The 17836-nt window shown below is 53.7% G+C and carries 27 protein-coding genes and 2 tRNA genes; 19 read left to right on the top strand and 10 right to left on the bottom strand.

Annotated elements, in window-relative coordinates; translation table 11 throughout:
• Window positions 1-4 precede the first annotated feature (4 nt).
• The 11 genes from GCD22_RS15970 to pepP all read left to right on the top strand — a co-directional run bounded on the left by GCD22_RS15970 (window position 5) and on the right by pepP (window position 11471).
• Window positions 5-2143 (top strand): APC family permease, encoded by a 2139-nt coding sequence (locus tag GCD22_RS15970; protein WP_031571734.1) that lies wholly within the window; start codon window positions 5-7, stop codon window positions 2141-2143.
• The gene (nagZ, locus tag GCD22_RS15965; RefSeq protein WP_031571732.1) at window positions 2127-3164 is read left to right on the top strand and encodes a beta-N-acetylhexosaminidase; all 1038 of its coding nucleotides are present in this window, start codon (window positions 2127-2129) and stop codon (window positions 3162-3164) included. Before GCD22_RS15970 ends, nagZ begins: the two co-directional genes overlap by 17 nt.
• A 110-nt stretch (window positions 3165-3274) precedes the next feature.
• The gene (gene rpsF, locus GCD22_RS15960) at window positions 3275-3682 is read left to right on the top strand and encodes a 30S ribosomal protein S6 (RefSeq protein ID WP_010637678.1); all 408 of its coding nucleotides are present in this window, start codon (window positions 3275-3277) and stop codon (window positions 3680-3682) included.
• A gap of 17 nt (window positions 3683-3699) precedes the next feature.
• Entirely contained in the window at window positions 3700-3972 is a 273-nt protein-coding gene (gene rpsR / locus GCD22_RS15955; protein ID WP_010637680.1) for a 30S ribosomal protein S18, read from the top strand.
• A gap of 15 nt (window positions 3973-3987) precedes the next feature.
• Window positions 3988-4905 (top strand): DUF2232 domain-containing protein, encoded by a 918-nt coding sequence (locus tag GCD22_RS15950; protein WP_031571729.1) that lies wholly within the window; start codon window positions 3988-3990, stop codon window positions 4903-4905.
• Window positions 4906-4941: 36 nt separating this feature from the next.
• On the top strand, window positions 4942-5388 hold the full coding sequence (gene rplI, locus GCD22_RS15945; RefSeq protein ID WP_010637682.1) for a 50S ribosomal protein L9: 447 nt from the start codon (window positions 4942-4944) through the stop codon (window positions 5386-5388).
• A 25-nt stretch (window positions 5389-5413) separates the two neighbouring features.
• Window positions 5414-6787, top strand: coding sequence for a replicative DNA helicase (gene dnaB / locus GCD22_RS15940; RefSeq protein ID WP_010637683.1), 1374 nt, complete (start codon window positions 5414-5416; stop codon window positions 6785-6787).
• 313 nt (window positions 6788-7100) lie between these two features.
• Window positions 7101-8195: an alanine racemase gene (alr, locus tag GCD22_RS15935; RefSeq protein WP_031569908.1), complete on the top strand. Its 1095-nt coding sequence runs from the start codon at window positions 7101-7103 to the stop codon at window positions 8193-8195.
• Entirely contained in the window at window positions 8192-9550 is a 1359-nt protein-coding gene (gene radA, locus GCD22_RS15930; RefSeq protein ID WP_031569910.1) for a DNA repair protein RadA, read from the top strand. Before alr ends, radA begins: the two co-directional genes overlap by 4 nt.
• A 139-nt stretch (window positions 9551-9689) precedes the next feature.
• Window positions 9690-10049, top strand: coding sequence for a DUF4168 domain-containing protein (locus GCD22_RS15925; RefSeq protein ID WP_031569912.1), 360 nt, complete (start codon window positions 9690-9692; stop codon window positions 10047-10049).
• A gap of 87 nt (window positions 10050-10136) precedes the next feature.
• A complete protein-coding gene (pepP, locus tag GCD22_RS15920) occupies window positions 10137-11471 on the top strand; it encodes a Xaa-Pro aminopeptidase (RefSeq protein WP_031569914.1) in 1335 nt (444 codons plus the stop codon).
• 10 nt (window positions 11472-11481) lie between these two features.
• Here pepP and GCD22_RS15915 read toward each other — a convergent pair whose 3' ends face one another.
• Window positions 11482-12066 carry an RlpA-like double-psi beta-barrel domain-containing protein gene (locus GCD22_RS15915; RefSeq protein ID WP_031569916.1) on the bottom strand — a complete coding sequence of 195 codons (585 nt, stop codon included), beginning with the start codon at window positions 12064-12066 and terminating at the stop codon, window positions 11482-11484.
• 308 nt (window positions 12067-12374) lie between these two features.
• Here GCD22_RS15915 and GCD22_RS15910 point away from each other — a divergent pair, with 308 nt between their 5' ends.
• Window positions 12375-12680: an Lpp/OprI family alanine-zipper lipoprotein gene (locus GCD22_RS15910; RefSeq protein WP_024892891.1), complete on the top strand. Its 306-nt coding sequence runs from the start codon at window positions 12375-12377 to the stop codon at window positions 12678-12680.
• 2 nt (window positions 12681-12682) lie between these two features.
• On the opposite strand, the gene GCD22_RS15905 is transcribed toward GCD22_RS15910, so the two are convergent.
• A complete protein-coding gene (locus GCD22_RS15905; protein WP_226831517.1) occupies window positions 12683-13138 on the bottom strand; it encodes an HVO_A0114 family putative DNA-binding protein in 456 nt (151 codons plus the stop codon).
• Complete coding sequence (locus tag GCD22_RS18635; RefSeq protein WP_237747392.1) at window positions 13120-13257, bottom strand: toxin-antitoxin system TumE family protein; 138 nt, start codon at window positions 13255-13257, stop codon at window positions 13120-13122. The genes GCD22_RS15905 and GCD22_RS18635 overlap by 19 nt, the downstream gene beginning before the upstream one ends.
• Before the next feature lie 44 nt (window positions 13258-13301).
• On the opposite strand from GCD22_RS18635, the gene GCD22_RS15900 reads away from it, so the two are divergent.
• The 7 genes from GCD22_RS15900 to GCD22_RS15875 all read left to right on the top strand — a co-directional run bounded on the left by GCD22_RS15900 (window position 13302) and on the right by GCD22_RS15875 (window position 15316).
• Entirely contained in the window at window positions 13302-13577 is a 276-nt protein-coding gene (locus GCD22_RS15900; protein WP_080707742.1) for a BrnT family toxin, read from the top strand.
• A complete protein-coding gene (locus GCD22_RS15895; protein ID WP_193640664.1) occupies window positions 13540-13872 on the top strand; it encodes a BrnA antitoxin family protein in 333 nt (110 codons plus the stop codon). The genes GCD22_RS15900 and GCD22_RS15895 overlap by 38 nt, the downstream gene beginning before the upstream one ends.
• 109 nt (window positions 13873-13981) lie before the next feature.
• The gene (locus GCD22_RS18060) at window positions 13982-14128 is read left to right on the top strand and encodes a hypothetical protein (protein ID WP_162175875.1); all 147 of its coding nucleotides are present in this window, start codon (window positions 13982-13984) and stop codon (window positions 14126-14128) included.
• A 3-nt stretch (window positions 14129-14131) separates the two neighbouring features.
• Window positions 14132-14341 carry a hypothetical protein gene (locus GCD22_RS15890; RefSeq protein WP_031569923.1) on the top strand — a complete coding sequence of 70 codons (210 nt, stop codon included), beginning with the start codon at window positions 14132-14134 and terminating at the stop codon, window positions 14339-14341.
• 13 nt (window positions 14342-14354) lie between these two features.
• Window positions 14355-14576 (top strand): DUF4926 domain-containing protein, encoded by a 222-nt coding sequence (locus GCD22_RS15885; protein WP_031569927.1) that lies wholly within the window; start codon window positions 14355-14357, stop codon window positions 14574-14576.
• Between the two features lie 65 nt (window positions 14577-14641).
• Window positions 14642-15040: a hypothetical protein gene (locus GCD22_RS15880; RefSeq protein WP_031569929.1), complete on the top strand. Its 399-nt coding sequence runs from the start codon at window positions 14642-14644 to the stop codon at window positions 15038-15040.
• 36 nt (window positions 15041-15076) lie between these two features.
• Window positions 15077-15316 carry a type I restriction enzyme endonuclease domain-containing protein gene (locus GCD22_RS15875; RefSeq protein WP_280527725.1) on the top strand — a complete coding sequence of 80 codons (240 nt, stop codon included), beginning with the start codon at window positions 15077-15079 and terminating at the stop codon, window positions 15314-15316.
• An 81-nt stretch (window positions 15317-15397) separates the two neighbouring features.
• Here GCD22_RS15875 and GCD22_RS15870 read toward each other — a convergent pair whose 3' ends face one another.
• From GCD22_RS15870 to GCD22_RS15840, 7 genes are all read right to left on the bottom strand, one after another.
• A complete protein-coding gene (locus tag GCD22_RS15870) occupies window positions 15398-15553 on the bottom strand; it encodes a hypothetical protein (protein WP_153940862.1) in 156 nt (51 codons plus the stop codon).
• On the bottom strand, window positions 15553-15897 hold the full coding sequence (locus tag GCD22_RS15865; RefSeq protein ID WP_010637719.1) for a YbjQ family protein: 345 nt from the start codon (window positions 15895-15897) through the stop codon (window positions 15553-15555). The genes GCD22_RS15870 and GCD22_RS15865 overlap by 1 nt, the downstream gene beginning before the upstream one ends.
• A 38-nt stretch (window positions 15898-15935) precedes the next feature.
• The gene (locus GCD22_RS15860; RefSeq protein ID WP_031569933.1) at window positions 15936-16292 is read right to left on the bottom strand and encodes a type II toxin-antitoxin system PemK/MazF family toxin; all 357 of its coding nucleotides are present in this window, start codon (window positions 16290-16292) and stop codon (window positions 15936-15938) included.
• Window positions 16279-16494 (bottom strand): type II toxin-antitoxin system PrlF family antitoxin, encoded by a 216-nt coding sequence (locus tag GCD22_RS15855; RefSeq protein ID WP_024892906.1) that lies wholly within the window; start codon window positions 16492-16494, stop codon window positions 16279-16281. The genes GCD22_RS15860 and GCD22_RS15855 overlap by 14 nt, the downstream gene beginning before the upstream one ends.
• A gap of 124 nt (window positions 16495-16618) precedes the next feature.
• A tRNA-His gene (locus tag GCD22_RS15850) sits at window positions 16619-16694 on the bottom strand.
• Window positions 16695-16762: 68 nt separating this feature from the next.
• Entirely contained in the window at window positions 16763-17710 is a 948-nt protein-coding gene (locus GCD22_RS15845) for a ribose-phosphate pyrophosphokinase (protein WP_010637724.1), read from the bottom strand.
• Window positions 17711-17757: 47 nt separating this feature from the next.
• Window positions 17758-17832: transfer RNA gene (locus GCD22_RS15840), tRNA-Gln, on the bottom strand.
• Window positions 17833-17836: the final 4 nt, after the last annotated feature.

The raw sequence follows: 17836 nt of genomic DNA, 5'->3' as shown, positions 1-17836 counted from the left end.
CTGAATGGCCTGGATTCGCTTACCCCGATTTCGTCGTGCCGTAAACGTATTCAACCCGAAACTGTTTGAAAGCTTGTCTCTGGCTGCCTTTCTGGCCTGGGTAGGTCTTGGCTCAGATGCTTTGACTTCATCCGCCTATGGCCCGCCGGAAATTTATTATGCCTTGAAGGGGCATGAGTATCTCGCGGTTTTCCTGGCCATTGGTATTCCGGTTTCAGTGTTCATCATCTCGGCGGGTTATAAGCAGGTCATTGCCTTATTCCCGGATGGTGGCGGTGGTTATCATACGGCTTCCACGCTGCTCGGTCCGATAGCCGGTCTGGTCAGCGGTTCCGCCCTGATCGTGGATTACATTCTGACCGCAGCCGTTTCCGTGGCCTCCGGTACCGAAACATTACTCAGCAGTTTGCCCGCCTCCTGGTACAGTGAGCGCATCCTGATTGATGTAGCCGTACTCCTCTTTTTGATTTTAAGCAATTTGCGGGGCATGAAAGAGTCCATCAAGATTCTCCTGCCCATTTTTATGGCTTTTATCATTACGCATATCATCGTGCTGGGTTTTGGTCTGGTCAGTCATGTCGGCGATTTTCCGAGTATTGCCCACAAAACGGTAGTTGGGGCCCAACATGATAACCAGTTGTATGGCTGGATATTCATTGCTGCACTGATCATGCGTGCCTTCAGTCTGGGTGGTGGAACCTATACGGGTCTGGAGGCCGTGGCCAACGGGGTCCATATCATGCGCGAACCGCGCATCCAGACTGGTCAGCGGACTATGACCCTGCTGGCCACCTCCCTGTCACTGGTGGCTGGAAGCCTGATATTTCTCTATCTCATGTATCATGTGCATGAACATCAGGGGCAGACCCTCAATGCCGTCCTTTACACGGCCATCACCAACGACTGGACTATTGGCGGCATTCATTTCGGTCCTACGGCGACGATAATTACGCTAATTTCGGAAGGAATGTTGCTATTTGTTGCGGCTAATAACGGTATTATCACCGCCCCCATTGTCATGGCCAATATGGCGGTAGACCGCTGGCTTCCAGAACGCTTTTCCTATTTGTCGGATCGCTTTGTATCACGAAATGGCATAATGCTGGTCGGTTTTGCGGCGGTGGCCATTTTACTGGCTACCGGCGGACATGTGAGTGTTCTGGTGGTGCTTTACAGTATCAACGTGTTTATTACCTTCACGCTGACCATGGCAGGGCTGAGTCGTCACTGGTTTACCCAGCGTCACCATGAACCGCGCTGGAAGGGCCGGCTTGCAATGAGCATTATCGGTTTTATAGTCACTGCATCCATTCTGGCGATTACCATTTTCGAAAAATTCGATGCTGGTGGCTGGTTTACCCTGCTGGTCACGGCGATTTTAGTGGGGCTTGGATACCTGATTTATCGGCACTACAAAAGTATCCGCAAAATTACTGCTGAGCTGGATGAGACCATGCTGGACGTGGTGCCGGAACATCTGGAACCGGGTCCCAATTTGCCCCTGGACCCCCGGGGAGCAACAGCAGTCTTTTTTGTGAGCCGCTTTGATGGCCTGGGTTTGCATACCTTGCTGACGGCACATCGTATGGTCGGTGGCTTTGTCAAAAATTACGTGTTTTTGCTGGCCGGTATTGTCGGGCAGGGTGAGTTCAAAGGCATCAAGGCGCTTGAAGACCTGAAGGTTTATGTGGAAGCAGAAGCCAATCAGTATATGGCCTTCTGTCGTAATGAAGGGATGGCTGCCACCTGGTTTGCTACCTACTCCACCGACCGCATTCTGGCCATGGAAGAACTGGCGGATGTGGCTATTCGCTACTTTCCACAAAGTATCTTTTTTGCGGGACGGGTGATTGACAATCGGAGTAAGGGGCCTTTCCATGGTCTACTCCATGACGAAGTCAGTTTCATCGTGCAGGACCGCCTCCAGCATGACGGTTTCAGTATGATGATTGTTCCAGTCCATGTGCACGGTATTCCCAGTCAGCCTCCGCGTATTGAGTTACCGATTTCCATGTCGCCGGATATGGAATTGGTCCAGCAGGAGGAGGTGGATAAGGAGGGGGGTAAGGCAGCGGCTCAGGCCTCCTCTGCAGCAAAAGCCGATTCGATCGTGGATACCGGCCCGGATGCCCCACTCCGCTGAACCGCGCTTGCTCATGCGTGGTCCCTTGATGGTGGATATTGCTGGTCTTTGGCCAACACCTGAAGAGTGTGAGCGGCTTCGCCAGCCGGCGGTGGGTGGCGTCATCCTGTTCGCCCGTAACTGCGAAGATGCGCAACAGGTTCAGGCACTTTGCCGGGAAATTCATGCGCTGCGCAGTCCCCCACTCCTGATTGGCATCGACCAGGAAGGTGGCCGGGTGCAACGTCTCCAAAAGGGCGTGACACGCTTTCCACCCATGGCCAGGCTGGGCCAAAAGGCGGAAGTTCTGGGTCTGGAGGCGGCGCAATCTTTGGCTTATGACTGGGGGCGTCTGCTGGCCACTGAATTGCGGGAAATTGGCGTGGATTTCAGTTTTACGCCTTGTGTGGATCTGGATCGCGGGATTTCCCGGGTGATCGGTGATCGCGCCATTCACCGTAACCCGGATTGGGTGGGTGCCATTGCAGCGCGTCTTTGGCAGGGGATGTCTGATTCCGGTCTGCAGGGGGTGGCCAAACATTTTCCGGGTCATGGTGCTGTGGCGGCCGATTCGCATCTGGCTTTGCCTCGCGATGATCGACCACTTGCCGCTATTGAGGAAGACTTGCAGCCTTTCCGTTCTATGATTCAGGCAGCCATTCCGGCGATCATGCCAGCCCATTGCCTGTATCCGCAAATAGACCCCGAGCAGCCCGCCGGGTTTTCCTCGCGTTGGCTTAACGGCGTGTTGCGTGGAGCAATGGGTTTCACAGGTGTTATTGTCAGTGACGATTTGAGTATGGTGGGTGCCCATGTGGCGGGAGACATGGCTGCACGGGTAGATGCGGCACAGGCTGCGGGCGCGGATTTGCTCCTGGTTTGCAATGATCCCAATGGTGCCTATGCAGCCATTGAGCACCTGCAAAATCAAGGAATGCAGACCGGGACCAACACGCTTGCCGCTCTTGCTGGAGCCGCCGGAATTCCCCTGTCGGCCCCTGAGCGTGCCCGCTGTATGCGCGAAATCACCGAATTATCCTGATAAGCTCTTGTTTTTCCCGCGTCGCGTATTAGAATACGCCCTCACCATTTTTTACTCCTTGTTCGGGCGATGGGCGTCCGGACTCCGCAGTGAACCATAAGGAGCAACGTTTGCGTCATTATGAAATCGTGTTTCTGGTCCATCCTGATCAGAGTGAACAAGTCCCCCAGATGATTGAACGCTATCGCGGCATGATCGAAGGCGATGGCGGTCATTTCCATCGCCTGGAGGACTGGGGTCGTCGGCAACTGGCTTATCCTATCAAAAAGGCCCATAAGGCTCATTATGTGCTGATGAATGTGGAATGCAGCGGTGCTGCCCTGGCTGAAGTGGAAGATGCTTTCCGCTTTAATGATGCGGTATTGCGGCATCTGATTCTGGTGCGTGAAGAGGCCGTAACCGAAGCGTCTTTTCTGGCCCGTGACGAAAATGATCGTCGGGAACGCGTCGAAACCGACAGCGAAGAAGGCGAAAGCGAATCCATTCACAGTGATAATGAAGCCGTTGAGACGGCCTGATTCAAGGAGCGGACAAGATGGCATTTAATCGGGATAGAGATCGGGACGGTGACGGTGATAAACGTGGCGGTGGAAATTTTACCCGGCGTCGCAAGTTCTGTCGTTTCAAGGCAGAAGGCGTCAAGGAAATTGACTACAAGGATCTGAAAACCCTGCAGGCTTATGTGGGCGAGACCGGTAAAATTGTCCCCAGCCGGATCACAGGCACCAGTAATTTGTATCAGCGGCAGTTGACCACAGCTATCAAGCGTGCGCGCTTTCTGGCCCTGTTACCTTACGTCGTTCGCTAAGGCACTGACGGAGCGGTGACGGCGCAGCCACAGGGCGGAGTTCTGCGCTGGTTTCTCAGCGGACGCTGGCAAGCCGGTTTAAGTATTGCTGTCCTGTTCAGTCTGGCCGGGTTGGTACCCTTTCTGGCGGCGCCCCTCTTCTTGAACTGTGTGGCTTTGGTGGCACTGGTCACTATACAGGCAGGACGCAAGGAAAGTCTGGAAGTGCTGGTCATCGCCGGCATCGCCAGTATGCTCTTTACCTTTAACCCCTGGTTTGGGGTGATATTTGCACTGGTGGCCTGGTTGCCGGGGCGACTGTTGGGTGAGGGGCTGCATTGGGATACGCAGTGGAGTGGTGTGGTCTGGGTGCTGATTGGCTTGTCTCTGCTGATTCTGGTACTGATGTTGTGGGTAGTCCCGCTGGGGGCCGGGCCAGATTTCTGGCAGACCCAGATGACGCAGATGCTGAAACCCCTGACCAAGGAGATCAGTAAAGTACAGATGGCGGCAGTTTTGCGCATGGCACCCTTGTTGCCGGGCATCATGGCAGCGGGTTTGGTTTTGCTATGGACCCTTGCGGCATTGCTGGCCAGTCGTTGGTACGAGCGTTATCAAGGTCTGGATCGACCGCAACGCGTTTATGGCAGTCTGGAATTGCCGGGTATGCTGATCTGGCTGGTGGTGGCAACTCTGCTGGGCATTAGTCTGCTCCACGGTGCATTGGCCTGGCCACTGCAAAATCTGGCGCTGCTGGTCGGGACCTGGTACCTCCTGCAGGGCTTGAGCTTTGTGCATTTGTGGTTTGCTGCCAAAGGCTGGCCCACCATAGCCTTGTTAGGACTATATATTGCCCTGATTTTGTTGTCACAGTTGCTGCTGGTACTGAGTGTGCTGGGAATTCTGGACAGGGTGTTTCACCTGCGGCAAAGACTATTGAGACCACGTTCCTGAGGAACGTTTTGCAAGGATTTTTGGGAGGAATTGAACATGAAAGTGATTTTGCTGGAACGTATTAACAAACTGGGTCGCCTGGGTGATGTTGTCGAAGTCAAACCCGGTTATGGCCGTAACTTTTTGGTGCCCCAGGGCAAGGCAGTAGTGGCCAATCAACGGAATCTGGAAGAATTTGCCGAGCGCAAGGCGGCTTTGGAGCAGGTTGAAATGGAACGCCTGCAGGCCGCCCAGCAGCGTGCAGCCGCTCTGGCTGATGCCGTCGTGAAAATTGCCCTGCAGGCGGGTGAAGACGGTCGTCTGTTCGGTTCTGTGGGTTTGCACGATATCAGTGCTGCTCTCAAGTCACAGGGTCATGAAGTGGCGCATACCGAAATTCGTCTGGTAGATGGTCCCATCAAGCGGATTGGTGAATTCCCCGCCCGTATCCATCTGCACCCTGAAGTCGAGCTGGATGTCATGGTTTTTGTCGAGCGGGCCTGATTACCGGGCACGCTGAGACGCGACCTTGTACGAAGAGGATGACTACGGCGGCGGGGTGAAAGCTCCGCCGCATTCCATTGAGGCCGAACAATCGGTGATCGGTGCGTTACTGATTGACCCGGAATCTGCGGATCAGGTCATGGAAGCGGTCGCCGCAGAAGATTTTTATGAGCGTCGGCATCGCCTGATATTTCAGACGATCAGTAACATGCTCAATGCCGGTCGCGTCGTGGATGCGGTCACGGTGTCAGAAACCTTGCAGGATCATGAGCATCTCGCTGATGCCGGCGGTGTACAGTATTTGCTCTTGCTGGCCAATGAAACGCCCTCTGCGGCCAATGTGCTGGCTTATGCCCGCATTGTGCGTGAGCGGGCCACCCTGCGCCAATTGATTCGTGTCGGCCGGGAAATTGCCGAGTTGGCTTACCGGCCTGATGGGCGCGAAGCGCGTATGCTTCTGGATGAAGCCGAAAGTCGGGTTTTCCAACTGGCAGAAGGGCAACAGCGGGCAGGTAAAGGTTTTGTGCAGCTGAAAGAAGCCTTGCCCGCCGTAATTGATCGTATTGAGGCGGTCGCCCGTGACAAAAAAGGGGTTACCGGTCTGGCTACGGGTTTTGCTGATCTGGATGAAAAAACTTCGGGTTTGCATCCGGGCCAACTGGTAATTGTGGCAGGTCGTCCCAGTATGGGAAAAACGTCTTTTGCCATGAATGTGGCCGAGCACGTCGCCTGCGTTGAAGGCAAAAATGTGCTGGTGTTCAGCATGGAAATGCCTACAGACGAAATTGTTTTGCGGGCCTTGTCGTCGCGGGGGCGAGTAGATCAGCACCGTCTGCGTAACGGCACTTTGGGAAATGACGATTGGCCAAGACTGGCCCATGCCATTGGCGAATTGGGCACCGCCCCGCTTTTTGCCGATGATTCTGCTGCCCTGTCTCCTGCCGACCTGCGCTCCCGGGCACGCCGTCTGAAGCGCGAGCAGGGCCTGGATTTGATTGTGGTCGATTATCTGCAGCTCATGCAGGTTCCGGGTAGAGGCGATAACCGGGTGGCCGAAATTTCCGAAATCAGCCGTTCATTGAAAGCCCTTGCCAAGGAGTTGTCCATTCCTGTCATCGCCTTGTCCCAGCTCAATCGCAGTCTGGAAAACCGCACTGAAAAGCGTCCACAAATGTCGGACTTGCGCGAGTCCGGGGCCATCGAGCAGGACGCCGATCTGATCCTGTTTTTGTATCGGGACGAGGTGTACAACAAGGATAATGAAGAGGTAAAAGGCATCGCCGAAGTCATTATCGGCAAGCAGCGCAATGGACCCATCGGAACCGTGCGGATGAGCTTTTTCGGTGAATATACCCGCTTCGAAAATTATGCGCCAACGGGCGGCGAATATAGTCACTGATTTTCTCCGGTTGCGTGCACAGCCGTAATCCTAAAAACGGCAGTTGCCGTGGGTGCTTTGCAGCGACTTTTGTTTTGAGCCGTTGTTGTTCTTGGCGAAATCCTGCGCCCGTCAGGAGAGCTGTTTGAGCCCGCAGGGCGAGTTCTCTCCTGACAGCAGGATGAGCCCTAGAACAACAGGTGAGGAACAACGGAGCAAAAAAGCACCCACGGCAACTGCCGTTTTTAGGATAATCATGAACATCACAGCCGCTGTAATGCTTCCCTCCGCCTGTCGTTTTCAGATTTAACGGCGCTTGGATTATCATAGCCCCATGACCCGCCCCATCATCGCCGAAATTTCCTCTTCAGCCTTGCGCCATAATCTTCAGGTGGCTCGTAATCATGCGCCTCAGGCCAGAATCATGGCGGCGGTCAAGGCCAATGCCTATGGTCATGATGTGCGTGTTTGTGCTCCGGTTCTGACTGCAGCCGGTGTGGATGCTTTTGCCGTGGCCTCTCTGGAAGAAGCCGAAACGCTGCAAGCTTTGGCATTGAACAAGCCCATTTGTCTGTTGGGCGGTCCTTTTACAGCGGAAGAAGTACTGCTCGCCACCGAACGCGCTTACTGGCTGGTCATTCATGAAGATCGCCAACTGGCCTGGCTCGAAAGCCAGATCCCGCATCGTGCCCTGCAAATCTTCATCAAGGTGGATACGGGCATGCACCGTCTGGGCTTTGCGCCGGAACGATTGGGGGAGGTTTTTGCAAAACTGCAGTCCTATCCGCACTGGCAGGTGCTGGGCCTGATGAGCCATCTGGCGCGTTCTGATTGCCCGCAAGATCCATTCAATGATCAACAGATAGCGGTATTTGAGCGCATGGTCAAAGCATATTCAGGTCGCACGCTGGGCCAGCATAGTCTGGCCAACTCCGGGGCTGTTCTGAGTCTGCCTTCGACCCATCAATACTGGGTACGGCCGGGTTTGATGATGTACGGATTATCGCCCTTCACCGGTAAAAATGGTGTGGATCTGGGCCTGCAACCGGTGCTTTCCTGGCAAAGTGAAATTGTCGCGACGCGCCATCTTCAGGCGGGCGACTGGCTGGGTTACGGCGCCACCTGGCAGGCAGCAGAGGCCTGTCGGGTGGGGGTTGTCGCAGCAGGCTATGGCGATGGATATCCGCGTCAGCTAGGATCAGGTGCTGCCATCAGGGTGGCCGGTCAGGAAACCCGTACTCTGGCGCGGGTCAGTATGGATATGCTGTTTGTGGATATTACCCATATTCAGGCAGACATCGGCAGCAAGGTGACGCTGATGGGTGGCGAAGGACCTACTCTGGAGTCTCTCGCTCAGCAGCTGGATACCATCCCTTATGAAATGGGTTGCCGCATCCAGATGCGCGTACCCAGGAGTCTGCGGGCATGAGTCGCGATAAAAATGTATTCGTGTGCCAGGATTGCGGCAGCAGCAGCAGCAAATGGCTGGGCCGCTGTCCGGATTGCGGGGCCTGGAACAGCTTTGTGGAACAGCGTGTCGAAAAAAGCAGTCCGCGCTCGCAGACCGCTTTTGCCAATGCGAGCCCGCCCCAGTTTCTCCATGCGGTACCTTTGGAAGATGCTGGCCGAAGAACGACCGGATTGTCAGAGCTGGATCGGGTACTGGGAGGTGGGCAAGTCCCCGGTGCGGCTATTTTGCTGGGAGGCGAGCCGGGAATCGGTAAATCGACCCTGCTTCTCCAGACGGCCCATCATCTCAGTCTGCGTAGCAAAGTGCTCTATGTGACGGGTGAAGAATCGGCAGCTCAGGTGGCCATGCGCGCCCAGCGATTAAGCCTCGGGAAAAGTCCGGTGCGGGTTTTGGCTGAAAACCATCTGGAAGCCATCGAAGCACTACTGCAGGCTGAAAAACCCGATTTGTTGCTGATTGATTCCATACAGACCTTATATACCGATAGCCTGCAGTCGGCACCCGGATCTGTAGCCCAGGTGCGTGAATGTGCCGCCCGTCTGGTGCGTTTTGCCAAGGCCAGTACAACCACCGTCTGGCTGGTTGGGCATGTGACCAAGGAAGGCGCAATTGCCGGTCCGCGTGTTCTCGAACACATGGTTGATACGGTGCTGTACTTTGAAGGCGAAGCTGGCAGCCCCTACCGGATTGTGCGCGCCATCAAAAATCGTTTTGGTGCAGCCAATGAGTTGGGCGTATTCCAGATGCAGGAAGCTGGACTGAGTGAAGTGGCCAATCCCTCGCAGTTGTTTCTCTCCCAGCATGAAAAACCGGTGCCCGGCAGTGTGGTACTGGCAACCCAGGAGGGTACACGCCCGCTGCTCGTCGAGGTGCAGGCACTGGTGACCCCCAGTCCATTGGCTAATCCCCGCCGCGTCGCCATTGGCTTGGATCCCAATCGCTTGTCTTTACTGTTGGCTATCTTGCACCGGCATGGGGACAGCATGTTTTTTGATCAGGACGTTTTTGTGAATATAGCCGGGGGGATTCGGGTCAATGAACCCGCCGCCGATCTGGCTGTGGCCTTGGCCTTGTTGAGCAGTTTTCGTAACAAGGCCTTGACGGGAAGACGGGTGGTGTTTGGAGAACTGGGTCTGGCCGGAGAGGTGCGACCCGTAGCCGATGCCCAGGGGCGTATTCGCGAAGCGGTCAAACTGGGCTTTAAGGGCGCGATTACTCCGCGTGGAGATCAGTTGCAGGCTCCCGGCACTTTTAAAATCTCTCCGGCATTGCGCCTGGGTGATGCTATGGATGATGCTTTTTCAGAATGTTAGGAAGATTTTTCCAGATACACTTTCATGGCTTGCAAAACCTCCTGGGAGTCGTTAGGGTATCGACTGTGTAGTTAGTAATTTGTCACGTAATATACTGATATATGTGGTTTATTTTTGCTTTTACGAGAGGAGGAACACCATGCAGAAATCGTCGAGTCATTCCCTTAAATTCGGATTGGTCGTGTTGGCGCTGGGCGGGTTGGGACTAGGCAGCAATGTGGCTTTTGCCAGTGATGCCATGGCCGCAAGCCCGGCCCAGATTAAGGATTTTGCCCATGCTGTTGCGCAGATCAAACCCCTGAACGCGCAGGCTCATGCTGAAATCAGTCAGAAAGGCGTGAGTAAAGCCAAGCAGGACGCGGTCAAAAAATCCTATGTGGAAAAGTTGGACAAAGTGCTGGCGACCAACCATCTGAGCGCTGAACAATATTCCAGCATGCTCAAGCAAACCCAGACTGACCCAGCCTTTCTCAAACAGGTTGAAGCGGCGATGCACTAAAATCCAGATTGGTGCTGCAAAGCCTTCAGGCCAACTGTCGTTTTCAGGGTTATTTGTGTGATAATAGGGGCATAGGAGGCCTGCCTTATGCCCATACTTGATTTACCTACTTCCGATTATCCATTCCGACGCCGTCAGCTGATGCAGAAAATGCATGACTCTGCCGTTGCCATTATTCCTACGGCTGTCCCCAAACAGCGTAATAGTGATGTGCAATATCCGTTTCGCGGCGACAGCGACTTTTTATATCTCACCGGATTTGAGGAGCCTGAGGCCGTCCTCGTCCTGATTCCTGGACATTCTGAGGGGGAGCAAATTCTGTTCTGTCGTCCTCGTGATCCGGCTCGGGAAACCTGGGATGGGCGCAGGGCGGGCCTGGAGGGGGCGCTGGCCCAATGCCAGGTGGATCGCTGTTATTCCATTCATGACTTGAATGAGCAAATACCGGCGCTTCTGGAAGGCCGGGAGCTTCTGTTTTATCCCATGGGGCAAAACAGTGATTTTGACGCCAGAGTCATGCATTGGCGAAATCTGGCGAAAAGCAAGATTCGTCAGGGTATTCGTTATCCGCAGGAAGTAGTGGATGTCGGCGGTCTGGTTCATGAAATGCGCCTTTTTAAGGATCCTGCCGAGCTGGAGTGCATGCGGGCCGCCGTGGGCATCAGTGGTGCCGGACATCGTCATGCCATGCGCCAGTGTCAGCCGGGAATGATGGAATATGCCCTGTGTTCGGAAATTGAACATGTTTTTCGGCGCCTGGGTTCACCGAGCGTGGCCTATCCCAGTATTGTCGGCGGCGGTGAAAATGCCTGTATTCTTCACTACACGGAAAATAATGCGGAATTACGCGACGGAGATCTGGTTCTGATTGATGCCGGGGCAGAAGTTGCCGGATATGCGGGGGATATCACCCGTACTTTCCCGGTGAATGGTGTGTATAGTCCTGCCCAGCGGGAAATCTACGAAATTGTGCTGGCTGCTCAGGAGGCTGGAATTGCTGCGGTGCAGGCCGGGAGGCCGGTTTCTGATTATCACGATGAGGCGGTCAAGGTTTTGGTAGATGGCCTGCGTGATCTGAAAATCCTCTCAGGCAGTCGTGATGCCCTGATTGAACAGGGAGCGTATAAAGCTTTTTATATGCATGGTACCGGTCACTGGTTGGGCCTGGATGTGCACGATGTGGGACATTATCGCAATAAAGACAAGACCTCACGGAAACTGGAATCCGGAATGGTGTTGACGGTAGAGCCGGGTCTGTACTTTGCTCCGGCGAATCTTGCGGTACCGGAAAGGTGGCGGGGAATCGGAATCCGGATTGAAGATGATGTAGTGGTAACAGCGGCAGATCCCGAGATTCTTTCGCAAAATGTCCCTAAAAAGGTGGCAGACATTGAGGCCATGATGGCTGCGGGGCCGGCCTGAGCTGAAGTGTTCAGACGCCGCTGGTAGCGGGTTTGCTGGAATGCACAAAACGCAAGCGGGCTTTTCGAACACCAAAATCCATGGCTTGCTGGACGCTGCCCATAAGAATATCTGCGGCCATGTGGTAACGGGGATTCATGGTGTCCCATACGATGCCATGAATGATTTTTCCCGAAGAGAGAACGATGTTGATTTTTTCTCCACAGCGATTGCTGCCATTGCTGCGAAAGAAAAGATCAGGTGACAGGGCGATCTGGTCAGGCCGGGTGGGTCCGCAGGCTGAGATGCCAGGATTGCTGTTGGTTTGGCTGGGTAAAGCGTTATATGCCGTAACCCGGCGCAAATAAAAAACTTGATGGTGGATGATGAGAGCGCTATCCCCTTGTGCAGCAGTGGATTCATTGCGGGTGTTACTATCTTGATCGCTGGTTTTTTCCAGGGAACCAGATTGAGAAGGGTTCATGACGATGGCTGTTTTCGGAGTGAGTTGAGTGAGCATCCCGGCTGGTAATCCGGAAGAATTAAGTGCCAGCGCATTCGGTAATAATAAAGCCATCAGGGCAACGCCCATTCCTGCAGACAGACTTTTAATCATAGGGTTCTCCCACTTTGAGCTGGCATTCTGGAGCCGGTTTCCAGTCGAAACACAGACGGGTATTGTTCTCAAATCATGAAAAGGAACGATATTTTATAAAAAATGTGGAAAAAATCAAGGAGATAAATTAATTTTATTAAAAACAATTGGTTGCGATTGTGTACCGGCTTGTGCGTGGTGTTGCGCTGCCTTTTTTTGCAAGATGGATTCAAAAAACTAGTATCCATAGTGACGCTAAGACTAGCGTATAGTTATTTTTTTAGTTATGATCCCTCTGCTCGTTTTCCAACCCAACAAAGGAGACTGCTATGAGCAAGTTTACCACAGCTTTGAAAGTAACTGCGCTGATTTTGCCCTTGGGCCTGGCCGGTTGCGCTACCAGTTCTGACCTCGCTAAGGTTTCTGCCAAGGCTGATGCCGCGCAGTCCACCGCCAACGAGGCTCTTGCCAAGGCTAATGCCGCACAGAGCACTGCAACTGACGCTTTGAGCAAGGCTAATGCCGCACAGAGCACGGCTGATCAGGCCATGAGCACTGCCAATTCTGCCAACCAGAAGGCTGAAGAAGCCAATGAGAAGGTAGAGCGCATGTTCAAAAAGGCGATGATGAAGTAATTTTATCGTCGTACTGGATGTGCAAAGGCCCCGCCGGTTTCCGGCGGGGCCTTTGGTTTTTTGTACTTACATGAGGCTATAGAAAGTTTGGTGTGGTCTTGATTAACCCGCCTTGCGAAAATGCAAATCCACATGAATATCCACAAAAGGACACAGTACGCCCCCACTGGCTGACGCTCAATCAATCCGAGCTCCGTGAGTACCACCACATCATCATGTACGCGGCGCACATCTCGACCTATCTGCCGGGCCAGCTCGCGGATGGAGACATCCCCTAACCGCATAATCTGGCGTAGTAACGACCAGCGTAATGCCGTTAGTCGGCCAAGAAATACATCCGCCGATTCAAAATTCAGGGTTTCTCCCTGGTAGGTTTCAGACTGAGCAGCCTTGCCCGCACTGCGTAGAGCAGCCTGCCAGTCCGGTTGTACGGTAATGGTCAGTGTTCGCGCTTCCATCGTTCCACCTCTGCAATAAAATCCTCAATCAATTGATCCACACTGATAAATGCGTAAGCCGTTTCCTCATCGGAAAAGTGAACATGGTCGCCTTTGCCACGCTCATTATCATAACCAATAACCCCTCACCTTGACGAAATAAGGTATCAACATAATAATCAATATGAATCTGGATTGGGATGAAGAAAAAAGGCGGTCTACCCTCGCTCATCGGGAACTGGACTTTGCAGATTGCGTAGAAGTGTTTGCCGATGTCACCTTTGAGTTTCCTGATAAGCGCAAGGACTATGGTGAAGCGCGTACCGTTTGCATCGGATTCCTTAAAAATCGCATGGTTGCAGTGGTGTACACGCAACGTGGGGATACCCGGCGGATTATTTCAATGAGGAAATGTAATGAGCGTGAAATCAAAATCTACCTCGAACGTCTGGCTGGATGAAGACGACGCAGAGGAATTAACCGGTAAAGAACTGGATCACCCGGAAGGCCGCTGGCTGCAAGACGGTCAGCCCATAGAAACCAGAAAAGGCCAAGCTGCCTTTCGTGCCCGCTTACGAAAAAAGCAGGTTAATATGCTGATTGATCCGGACATTCTCGACTACTTTCGCCAAAAAGCGGGGCAACGTGGGTATCAGACGCTGATCAACCGCACCTTGCGGGAATCCATGGAGCGGGAATCCTTGCTGGATGCCGTGCGCAAAGTGGTTCGGGAAGAATTGCACCATACGGACTAAAGCGGCTAGTGGTCTGTCCGCGAGGTCATTTAAGGGGGCATCATGAGCGTAGACCGTGATCGTGGGGTGGCGATTGTCAACGAGGCTGTAGACCCTCTGGATGGATACCGTGTTTGGGCAGCGATGGGGTAGTGGCGAACGCATCCGCATAACGCCCAAGGAATTGAATGCCCTGATGGAAGGCAAAATCATTGCCGTGGATGTCGAGGGTGAGTATGTGGTGTACCTTCAACTGGATGATGAATCCGAGGATTGAGCCTTGCTACCAACCATTGAAGTGGAAATTGATGCACAGGGACAGGTTCATCCCGTGGGGTTGGGCAAGCAGCTTCCGGCGTGCCGTGCCTTGTTGGCCTTGCTGACGCCGCTTGCCAACGAGGAATCGCTGCTTTCAGAATCCGTGCTGGCTGAAGACTGGTTGAAACCCTCAGAGGATGAGGCATGGGCCTACTTGCAGCCGGTCAGGTAATACGGGGGAAACCATGATCAGCGAACTGGATACCGTCATTCTGGTGAAGGATCGACTCCATGAAGGTCTGGTGAAAGGTGATGTAGGGACCGTGGTATTCATCCACGAAGGCGGAAAAGCCTTTGAGGTTGAGTTTACCACTTTGGCCGGTGATCCATTGGGGGTACTGACCTTGGCAGAAGATGAAATTCGGCCTATTTCCGCAAGGGATGTGCCGCATGTGAGGGTGGTGTGATGAAGTTTGGTTTTTTCAAGGGTAAGGGCAGAAGAAAAATCTGTGTTTGTTGTGGGGCATAGTCAATGAAACTTGCAGAAACCCAAAGGGCTTTCACCGAGTCCATGCGATCAAAGTATCCGAACCTGTTCCCTGAACCGGAAAATGAGGACTACGCTATTAATCGATATGGAATAGAGGTCTATCAAGGCTGGTTTCCCATCGTTGGGCACATGATTGATCGAATCGCGATCTACGCAGAACACCATGAGATTGACGATTTCTTGCGGATCACCCAGATCAAAACGGATTACTGTCTGTTGCGCTGCAATACAACGCTGCAGAACGATGAACTGAACCAGATCATCAACGCACATAACGAACAGGCTACTCACACCTGTGAACAATGCGGGAACCCGGGCGAAATTCGCGTGGAACGCCGTTGGAAGACTGTGCTTTGCGACATGTGCAATAGTAAAAAATGAAGACGTAGATCACTGATGCATTAAAAACAGGGCGCACTGGCGACCAATGATTCTGCCGTACAGGCCATGGGCGGCGAAGCCCTGAAAATGATTGCCAAGGAAGTAGCCGATACCGTGCGCCAGAACACCCGCATCGACTGGTCCATCCGTGAACAGGCACGGGCGCATCTACGGCGCATGGTGAAACGGGTTTTACGGAAACATGGTTATCCGCCCGATATGCAGGAAGGGGCGGTGAATATGGTTATTGAACAGGCTGAGGGGTTGGTGGCATAACCAAAGCCCGTTATACCAGCACGGCAATCTTGGCGTAACTTTGGAACCAGTCATCCTGAAAGACCGGCAAACCCGGTCCGTTCAGGCGGATACACCAGACGGCACCGTGCAGGTCCCATACAGCATGGCACAGACTTCGGGATGGTGCACAGAAGCCCCCACACTCAAAGAAGTTTCTCGCTGTTTGGCATCCAGTCCTGCCAGTAGCGGCACAACAGGGGATAATTCCACCGGCATTATAGTGCTTCCACCACCACCGCCGTCCCATAGGCCGTGACCTCATTCATGGCCTGCCCCTGTCCTGCATCAAACTCACCGGAATCAAAGCGCATCCCCAATACCGCGTTGGCCCCAAGGGAGCGGGCATGTTCCGCCAGTTGTTCCAGAGCATCATCACGGGTCTGAGCAATCATTTTTAAGTAGCCAGACTGTTTTCCGCCAAAAACGGCACGGATACCGCCCAGAAGATTGCCGACGATATTGCGGGACCGGACACCCGTACCATAGACCGGCCCAAGGACCCGAACCACCCGCATACCGGGGCAGTCGTTGATGGTGAGTATCAGGATATTATTTTCCATCACCATCCCCTTCATCGTCCATCACAGGTCCAGCACCCTTAGTAATTACAAATCCCCGCCACGGAAAGGCGGTCCCGGACTGCATCAATGACACGCCGGCGATCCGGCATGGCCAGACGGCCTATGCGTTCCGCCATGTCCATCTCTACAGTGGCGATTTTTGCTGTGCGCACCACCGATGCCACCGGCAGGCCGACACCTGCGAGATCGGCAATCTCAACATCTCCGGGCCACCCCCTGTTTTCCGCGCTGGTGACCATGAGTACCCACAGCAGACGTAGAGACCCTGTACCGTTGTTGATAGCAAGGACCAGAGCGGGGCGGTACTGATGAACAGGTCGGTTGGTATAGGGGAACGGTAGCCTTACGACATCCCAAACTTCACAACTGCCCATAGGCCCGTCGATCTGCTTCGCTGTCCCATTCGGAAAATAGCACGAAGGGGTCTTCCTCAGCTTCTTGAGTCGCTTTACTCAGAATGACCCGGCCATCCTCAATGCGGTAGGCGATCGCATCCCCCTCACGAAGATGCAATGCAATCCGCACCGGCTGCGGAATGGTGGTTTGGGCTTTGCTGGTCAATTTGCTGGTAATCATGGCGATTATTCCTGCAGGTTCCGAGGCGACTCATGGTAAGGATATTCCTTGCTATCTGCAAGCCTTGATAAAAACTAAGACGCAGAAAAACACTTAGCAAACATCGCTAAGTGATTGTCTTATATGGGGTGGCTGACGGGGCTCGAACCCGCGACAACCGGAATCACAATCCGGGACTCTACCGACTGAGCTACAGCCACCATATTGGAGAAAACGCATGATACAACGGCCAAAGTCTGGCCGCAAGGCGACAGGCAGGAGTTAATTCTCAGTCCATGAATAATGAGCTGACAGAGTCTTCTTCAGCAATGCGACGAATGGTTTCCGCCATGAGTTCGGCGACCGACAGTACGCGAATTTTCGGGCTCTCCTGCGCTTCTTTACTGAGCGGAATGGTATCCGTAACCACCAGTTCATCCAGTTCAGAGCGCGCTATCCGTTCCATGGCCGGTCCGGAGAGAACCGGGTGAGTACAATAGGCGCAGACCTTGACTGCCCCTTGGGCTTTGAGGGCATGAGCAGCCTCACAAAGGGTATTGGCGGTATCTACCATATCATCTACCAATACGCAGGTGCGTCCTTCGACGTCACCAATAATGTTCATGACCACGGACTCATTGGGGCGGGGACGGCGTTTATCGATGATGGCCAGATCCACTTCCAGCCGTTTGGCAATAGCGCGGGCACGAACTACACCCCCTACGTCAGGAGAAACGACAATGAGTTCCGGGTAGCTTTTCCGCCAGATGTCACCCAGTAAAATGGGGGAGGCGTAAATATTATCCACAGGAACATCAAAAAACCCTTGAATTTGATCTGCATGCAGATCCATGGTTAAAACCCGATTGGCCCCGGCGCTGGTGATGAGGTCCGCCACCAGCTTGGCCGTAATAGCCGTGCGCGAGCGGGATTTCCGGTCCTGGCGTGCATAACCGAAATAAGGCATGGCAGCAGTAATCCGGTTGGCCGAAGCGCGTTTCAGGGCGTCAATCATGGTGAGTAATTCCATGAGATGATCATTGGTAGGTGCGCAGGTGGGCTGAAGGACGAATACATCGCGCCCCCGGACGTTTTCGAGGATTTCGACAAACACTTCGCCGTCACTGAAAGAACTGACCTCGGCGCGACCAAGGGGGATTTGCAGAAAACGGGCTACTTGCGCAGCAAGAACAGGATTGGCGTTTCCACTGAACACCATAAGATTGCCGTGGGCCATGTGATGTCATTCTCTCTGTGCAGGTGGCAAAACAGTCCGAGGACAATTGGCTGGGGCGCCAGGGATCGAACCTGGGAATGCCGGAATCAAAATCCGGTGCCTTACCGCTTGGCTACGCCCCAATAA

This window comes from Acidithiobacillus thiooxidans ATCC 19377 (assembly GCF_009662475.1).
Lineage (GTDB): Bacteria > Pseudomonadota > Gammaproteobacteria > Acidithiobacillales > Acidithiobacillaceae > Acidithiobacillus > Acidithiobacillus thiooxidans.
Note: the sequence above shows the minus strand (reverse complement) of the source record. Positions and strands in the feature narration are given on the sequence as shown.